The following is a 6,840-nucleotide window of genomic DNA, read 5'->3' on the forward strand; positions in this document are numbered from 1 at the left end:
TGCGCTGCAACGGCCTGACATAGACATGCCGCACCCGCAGCAGGTCGGGTTCGGGATCGTAGGGATCGGGCGTCACCGCGCCGATGCCGGCGAGTTCTCCCTCATGGAAGGCGGCGAGCACAGCGAAGCGCTCGTCGCCGCCGTCATAGCGGCCAGCCAGCCATTCCTCGCGCAAGCGCTCGATGAAGCGAAAGCTCTCCGCGCCCGCCTCGTTGCGCAACGCCTCGAAATCGTCCGGCAGGCTATCGATCAGCCGGACGATCTGGATGGCTGCCGGGTTCACAGACCTTCGAACAGGGCGCTGGAGATGTAGCGCTCGGCGAAGGAGGGGATGATCACGACGATGGTCTTGCCCGCGTTCTCCGGCCGCGCGCCGACTTCCAGCGCCGCTGCGACCGCCGCGCCCGACGAGATGCCGGCCGGGATGCCCTCGCTCTTGGCGAGCGCGCGGGCGGTCTCGAAGGCCGTCTGGTTGCCGACCGTGACGACCTCGTCGATCACGCCGCGATCGAGCACGCCCGGCACGAAACCGGCGCCGATACCCTGGATCTTGTGCGGGCCGGGCTGGCCGCCGGAGAGCACCGGGGAGTCCTCGGGCTCGACCGCGACCATCCGCACGCTCGGCTTGCGCGCCTTCAGCACCTGGCCGACCCCGGTGATGGTGCCGCCGGTGCCGACGCCGGAGATGATGATATCGACCTTCCCCTCGGTGTCGTTCCAGATTTCCTCGGCGGTGGTCTTCCGGTGGATTTCCGGGTTGTGAGGATTCTCGAACTGCTGCGGGATGATCGCGCCCGCGATCTCGTTCTTCAGCTCCTCGGCCTTCGCGACGGCGCCGCGCATGCCGCCGGGGCCGGGGGTGAGCACCAGCTCGGCGCCGAGCAGGGCGAGCATCTTGCGCCGTTCCAGCGACATCGTCTCCGGCATCACGAGGATCAGGCGGTAACCGCGCGCCGCCGCGACGAAGGCGAGCGCGATGCCGGTATTGCCGGAGGTGGGCTCGATCAGCGTGCCGCCCGGCTTCAGGGCGCCGGAGGCTTCCAGGGCGTCGATCATGTTGACGCCGATTCGGTCCTTCACGCTCGAGATCGGGTTGAAGAATTCGAGCTTGGCGAGGATCGTCGCCTTGACGCCGCGCTCGGCCGGCAGCCGGTTCAGCTTGACCAGCGGCGTGTCGCCGATGGTGTCGGTGATCGAGTTGTAGATGCGCCCACGCCCCGGGGCCTTCGTCGACTTCTCTGCTTCAGCCATGGGATGACTCCTCTGGACGGAACGGTCGATCGCAACGCTAGGTCAATTCACAAAATTTGTCGATTAAAGAAATAAATTACGTGTTCAGATTGTGAAATCGGCGCCGGGGCCGCGCTGTCCGAACACCGCCCCCGCCAGCGCCCGCTGGCAGAGCTCCTCGACGGTGACGTCGTCCAGCCGGGCCAGAAATGCCGTGGAAGCGGCCTCCACTTCCGGCCCGACGACTTCGTCCACCAGCCGCGATTGCGGCATCGGTCCGAGCCCGTCCTCGCCGGCCTCCTGCATCGCGGCCCGTGCAATGTCCGCAGCTGTGATCTTGCGCCTTTCGCGGGCGAGCTCGTAGCCGCCGCGTGGCCCGCGGACGCCCTTCAGGATGCCGGCGCGCACCAGCGTCTGCAGCAATGTCTCCAGATGCCGCGGCGGCAAGGCGTGCCGGGCGGCCAGAAGCTTGGCCGCAACCGGCGAGGGCCGGGCATGCAGGGCGATGTCGACCACGGCGGCGATGGCGAGCAGGCTGCGGCGCGAAACCGGCATCATGGCGTCGGTTCCTGTCCGGGCGCCGCGTTCGCGGAAATGCCGGTGGAGCCGAAGCCGCCGGCACCGCGCGCGGTCGCATCCAGGCTTGCGACCTCCACCAGGGTGGCGTGCGTCACCGGCGCGACCACGAGCTGAGCGATTCGATCGCCACGAGCGATCGGGAACGGCTCCTGGCCGAGATTGATCAGCGGCACCTTGACCTCGCCGCGATAGTCGCTGTCGATCGTGCCGGGCGCATTCAGCACCGTGATGCCATGCTTGACGGCGAGGCCCGAGCGCGGGCGCACCTGCCCCTCGAAGCCCTCGGGCAGCTGCATCGCCAGCCCGGTCGGCACCAGTGTCCGTTCGCCCGGGCCGAGCAGCAGCGCTTCGCCGATCGCGGCGCGGAGATCGAGGCCGGCTGCCCCGGCCGTCTCATAGGCCGGCAGGGGCAGATCGGCGCCATGGGGCAGGCGTTGCAGCGCGACCGTCACCATCGCACTCAACCCGCCCGTCCGGCCGGGAGCAGCGCAGCGATATGGGCGACCAGCCGGCTCGCGACCTCGTCCTTCGGCAGCGTCGGCCAGGTTTCGACGCCTGCCTGCGTCACGAGATGCACCGTATTGGCGTCGCCGCCCATCACGCCCGTGCCGCCGACATCGTTGGCGACGATCAGGTCGCAGCCCTTCTTCGCGAGCTTGGCGCGGGCGTAGTCGATGACGTTCTGCGTCTCCGCGGCAAAGCCGACGACCAGCGGCGGGCGGCCGCTTTTGCGATGCGCGACGGTGGCCAGGATGTCGGGGTTCTCGACCAGCGCGAGCGGCGTCAGCGCCTTGCCGTCCTTCTTCATCTTTTCCGGCGCCGCATCGGCGACGCGCCAGTCGGCGACGGCGGCGGCGAAGATCGCGATGTCGGCCGGCAGGGCGGCCTCGACTGCCTTCAGCATGTCGCGCGCCGATTCGACATGGACCGTCTCGACGCCGACCGGATCGGGCAGGTTCACCGGGCCGCTGACCAGCGTGACCTGCGCGCCTGCCGCTGCTGCAGCCGCGGCAATGGCGTGGCCCTGCTTGCCGGAGGAGCGGTTGGCGATATAGCGCACCGGGTCGATCGCCTCATGCGTCGGTCCGGAGGTGATGAGCACGTGCCTGCCGGCGAGCGCGCCGTTCTTTACCGGCTCTCCGCCCGGCAGCCGGCCGAGGAAGCCGATCGCGCGGGTCGCGGCCGGCTTCTCGCCGGCGAGCGCAAGCTCGATCGCAGCCAGGAGCTCCGGCGGTTCGGCCATGCGGCCCGGACCGCTCTCGCCGCGCTCGGCCATCGCCCCGACATTCGGGCCGACGACGAGGACGCCGTCCTTCTCCAGCTGCGCCATGTTCCGGCGCGTCGCCGGATGCTGCCACATCCGCGGGTTCATCGCCGGCGCGATCAGGATGCGCTTGTCGGTGGCGAGCAGCGCGGTCGAGGCGAGGTCATCGGCGAGGCCGTTCGCCATCTTGGCGATGAGATCGGCGGTGGCCGGCGCGACGACGATGAGATCGGTCGAGCGCGAGAGCTGGATATGGCCGATATCGGCTTCGTCGGTCAGCGAGAACAGGTCGGTGAAGCAACGCTCGCCGGCGAGCGAGGAGACGGCGAGCGGCGTGACGAACTGCTCGCCGGCCCTGGTCACGATGCAGCGCGAGGCGATGCCGCGATCCTTCAGCCGGCGGATGACTTCGAGCACCTTGTAGGCGGCGATGCCGCCGCCGATGATCAGGAGAACGGAGCGGGAAGCGGACAAGGCGGCCCCTCGGGCAGGTCAGGCATCGGACTGACCGCTTCCTAGCATCCGCAGCGCCGCGCTGTCATGCGCCGCGGAGAAGCCGCTTCCTGTCTCAGTCGCGTGGCAGCTCCGGTACCTTGTAGGCCGTCGTCGCCTTGATGCGCTCCATCGCGAAGCGCGAGGTGACGTTCTTGAGCGGGATCGTCTCGATCAGCTTCTTGTAGAAGCCGTCATAGGCGGCCATGTCGGCGACGACCACGCGCAGCATGTAATCGACGTCTCCAGCCATCCGGTAGAACTCCATCACCTCCGGCATGGCTGCGACCATCTGGGCGAACTTCTCCAGCCAGGGGCCGGAGTGGTCGGCCGTCTCGATCTGGACGAAGACGGTGAGGCCGAGGCCGATCTTCTCGGGGGCCACCAGCGCGACGCGCTTGAGGATCACGCCCGCCTGTTCGAGCTTCTGAATCCGCTTCCAGCACGGCGTCTGCGACAGCCCTACGCGGTCGGCGAGCTCGGCGATGGAAATGTTCGCGTCGGCCTGCAGGACAGTGAGAATTTTCCGGTCGATGGCGTCCATTCTCTAAAGCTCGCTTTCGGAAGAAATTTATACCAAAAAATCGGATCAGGAGGGATGAATTATCTTTTTGATGCCGATCTATTGCATTCAGATAGAAAATCCTTTTCTCAATCTGTCAATGGGGGCTTGTCGGCCCTGTCCTTGAAAGGGATTTGAACGATGGATCGCCGCCAGTTCCTCCTCGCCGGTTCGAGCTTTGCGGCAGCCGCGTCATTCGCCGGTGCCGCCTCCGCGCAGAGCGTTCCCGCCCGCGTCGGCTACATCCCGATCGTCGGCACGGCACCGTTCTTCGTCGCCAACGGCGAGGGCTGGCTGAAGCAGGGCGGCATCGACGTGGCCGTCACGGTCTTCGAATCCGGCCCCAACATGATTCAGGCGCTCGCCTCCGGCACGATCGACGTCTATGTCGCGGGCGTCGCCCCGCTCGCCGTCGCCCGCTCGCGCGGCGTCGACATCCGCGTGGTCGCCTCGACGGCGATCGGGGAGAACGTCGTCGTCAGCGCGCCGTCGCTCACGAAGTTCTTCACTCCCGGCACCGGCGCGGCCGCGGCCTTCAAGGCCTTCCGCGCGGCAAACGGCAAGGCCGCACGCCTCGCCACCCAGCCGGCCGGCTCGGTGCCGAACACCACCCTGCAGTACTGGCTCTGGGAAGTCGCGAAGGTCGACAAGGCCGATGTCGAGATCGTGCCGATGGGCATCGACGCGACGCAGCAGGCGATTCTGGCCAATGCGGTCGATGGCGGCAGCGTCCGCGAGCCGGCCCTGACGATCATCCAGACCCGCAACCCGCAGATCAAGCTGATCGCCGGCGGCGAGGAGGTCTTCCCCGGACAGCCCGGTACGGTGGTCGCCGTCTCCGGCGTCTTTGCCGGCAAGAATCCCCAGGCTGTCCAGAATCTCGTCAGCGGCCTCGTCAAGGCTGCGGCGCTGATCAAGGCCGAGCCGGGCAAGGCAGCGCCCCATGTCGGCGCAGCGCTCGGCAAGGGCATCGTGGACCCCGAACTGATCCAGAAGGCACTGGTCTCGCCGGCGAGCCGGTTCGAGATCGACCCTCGCAAGATCATCGAGCCCTCGCGGGCCATGCAGGCCTATCAGGTCAAGCTCGGCTCGCTCGAGAAGGAGCTGCCGTTCGACGGCCTGTTCGAGACGCAGTATTACGAGCGGGCGGTCAAGACGGGCGGCTGATCTGGTGAAGAGATTGCGGGCCGCGGCCCTTGCCCTTCTGGGCCTCGTCGCCTTCCTCCTGCTCTGGGAGGCGGTGCCCTATTTCGGACTGGTGAACCCGGCTTTCCTGCCGCCGCCCAGCGCGCTGCCGAAGGCCTTCCTGCGCGAGGTTTCGTCAGGGGCATGGTTCTCGGCCGTCCTGGGTTCGCTCTGGCACTATTTCGTCGGCCTGTTCGTCGGTGCCGGGCTCGGCATCGCGGTTGGCGTTCTCGTCGGCATGTCGCGGATCGCCGAGGAAGCGACGGCCTGGGTCGTGCGCGTGCTCAGGCCGATTCCGGGTCTCGCCTGGGTGCCCTTCGCCATCATCTGGTTCGGCGTCACGCCCGGCGCCGCCGTCTTCATCATCGCGATCGGCGTGTTCTGGATCGCCTTCTTCGCCGCGCAGGGTGCGATCCGCGGCGTCGACCGCGATCTCGTCGAGGTTGCCGACGCCTTCGGCTTCCGCTCGCCCTGGCAGCGCCTCTTCAAGATCCTGTTGCCGGCGGCGATGCCGGGCATCCTCGTCGGCTTCCGCACGGCACTGGGCCAGGCCTGGATGGCCGTGGTCGCGGCCGAGATCTTCGGAGTCGCCGGTGTCGGCCAGCGGATGATGCAGGCATCGAGCCTGCTCGCGACCGACATTGTCGTCGTCTACATGCTGACCATGGCGGCGCTCTATGGCCTGCTCGACACCGGCTTCGTCGCCTTCCAGAAATGGGTGCTGCGTTGGAAAGCGTGATCGACAAGAGTGTGATCGAGATCCGGGGCCTGTCGCTGACCTTCACCCGCGACGGCGAGCAGACCGAGGTATTGCACAAGCTCGACCTGAAGGTCGGGCGCGGCGAGTTCCTCGCCATCGTCGGGCCTTCCGGCGTCGGCAAGTCGACGCTGCTGCGCGTCGTCGCCGGGCTGGCGAAGCCGAGCGGTGGCGAGGTCGTCATCCATGCCAGGGATACGACGCGGCGGCCCGTCGCGTTGGTCTTCCAGGATTCGCGCCTGCTGCCGTGGCGGAAGGTCGTGTCCAATGTCGGCTTCGGGCTGGAGGGCCGGACGTCGCGGGCCGAGCGCCTGGCGAAGGCCGGCGCCATGCTCGATCTGGTCGGCCTCGGCTCGCTGGCCCAGCGCTGGCCGCATCAGCTCTCGGGCGGGCAGCGCCAGCGCGTCTCGCTGGCCCGTGCGCTCGCGGTCGAGCCGGAGATCCTGCTGATGGACGAGCCCTTCTCGGCTCTGGACGCTCTGACACGCGAAACCCTGCAGGACGAGCTCATCCGCGTCTGGCAGCGCACCGGCAAGACCGTGCTCTTCGTCACCCATGACATCGACGAGGCGGCCTATCTCGCCGACCGGGTGGTGATCCTCTCCGGCGCGCCCGGCCAGATCATCGCCGAGCACCGAATCGACGCGCCGCGTCCGCGCCGGCGCGGGGCGGCAGCCGAGGCAGAGATCGTGCGGGCCGTCCGCCAGGGGCTCGGCGCCGACATCGTCGCCGACGGTGCCACGATCTGAGCGGGGCGAGCCTAGCCTCGGT

Annotated in this window: 8 protein-coding genes and 1 pseudogene; 3 read left to right on the forward strand and 6 right to left on the reverse strand. The window is 68.2% G+C overall.

All coding sequences use genetic code 11. The annotated features are described in order from the left end of the window. From ACIPIA_RS07930 to ACIPIA_RS07955, 6 genes and pseudogenes are all read right to left on the reverse strand, one after another. Window positions 1–283: pseudogene (locus ACIPIA_RS07930) on the reverse strand (hypothetical protein); the annotation flags it as partial. Then, window positions 280–1,251, reverse strand: coding sequence for a cysteine synthase A (gene cysK, locus ACIPIA_RS07935; protein WP_400508317.1), 972 nt, complete (start codon window positions 1,249–1,251; stop codon window positions 280–282). The pseudogene ACIPIA_RS07930 and the gene cysK, both read right to left, overlap by 4 nt. Before the next feature lie 84 nt (window positions 1,252–1,335). Continuing rightward, a complete protein-coding gene (locus tag ACIPIA_RS07940; RefSeq protein ID WP_400508319.1) occupies window positions 1,336–1,788 on the reverse strand; it encodes an RrF2 family transcriptional regulator in 453 nt (150 codons plus the stop codon). Continuing rightward, window positions 1,785–2,264, reverse strand: a complete 480-nt coding sequence (gene dut, locus ACIPIA_RS07945) for a dUTP diphosphatase (protein WP_400508328.1) — start codon at window positions 2,262–2,264, stop codon at window positions 1,785–1,787. Before dut ends, ACIPIA_RS07940 begins: the two co-directional genes overlap by 4 nt. 5 nt (window positions 2,265–2,269) lie before the next feature. Beyond that, the gene (locus ACIPIA_RS07950; RefSeq protein WP_400508320.1) at window positions 2,270–3,547 is read right to left on the reverse strand and encodes a phosphopantothenoylcysteine decarboxylase domain-containing protein; all 1,278 of its coding nucleotides are present in this window, start codon (window positions 3,545–3,547) and stop codon (window positions 2,270–2,272) included. A 94-nt stretch (window positions 3,548–3,641) separates the two neighbouring features. After that, window positions 3,642–4,109, reverse strand: a complete 468-nt coding sequence (locus ACIPIA_RS07955; protein ID WP_400508322.1) for an Lrp/AsnC family transcriptional regulator — start codon at window positions 4,107–4,109, stop codon at window positions 3,642–3,644. A 159-nt stretch (window positions 4,110–4,268) separates the two neighbouring features. Here ACIPIA_RS07955 and ACIPIA_RS07960 point away from each other — a divergent pair, with 159 nt between their 5' ends. From ACIPIA_RS07960 to ACIPIA_RS07970, 3 genes are read left to right on the forward strand one after another with little or no spacing between them, the layout of a single operon-like run. After that, complete coding sequence (locus ACIPIA_RS07960) at window positions 4,269–5,294, forward strand: ABC transporter substrate-binding protein (RefSeq protein WP_400508324.1); 1,026 nt, start codon at window positions 4,269–4,271, stop codon at window positions 5,292–5,294. 4 nt (window positions 5,295–5,298) lie between these two features. Next, complete coding sequence (locus ACIPIA_RS07965; protein ID WP_400508326.1) at window positions 5,299–6,051, forward strand: ABC transporter permease; 753 nt, start codon at window positions 5,299–5,301, stop codon at window positions 6,049–6,051. Beyond that, window positions 6,051–6,818 (forward strand): ABC transporter ATP-binding protein, encoded by a 768-nt coding sequence (locus tag ACIPIA_RS07970; RefSeq protein WP_400508330.1) that lies wholly within the window; start codon window positions 6,051–6,053, stop codon window positions 6,816–6,818. Before ACIPIA_RS07965 ends, ACIPIA_RS07970 begins: the two co-directional genes overlap by 1 nt. Window positions 6,819–6,840: the final 22 nt, after the last annotated feature.

This window comes from Allobosea sp. CER48, from assembly GCF_044752385.1.
GTDB lineage: Bacteria > Pseudomonadota > Alphaproteobacteria > Rhizobiales > Beijerinckiaceae > Allobosea.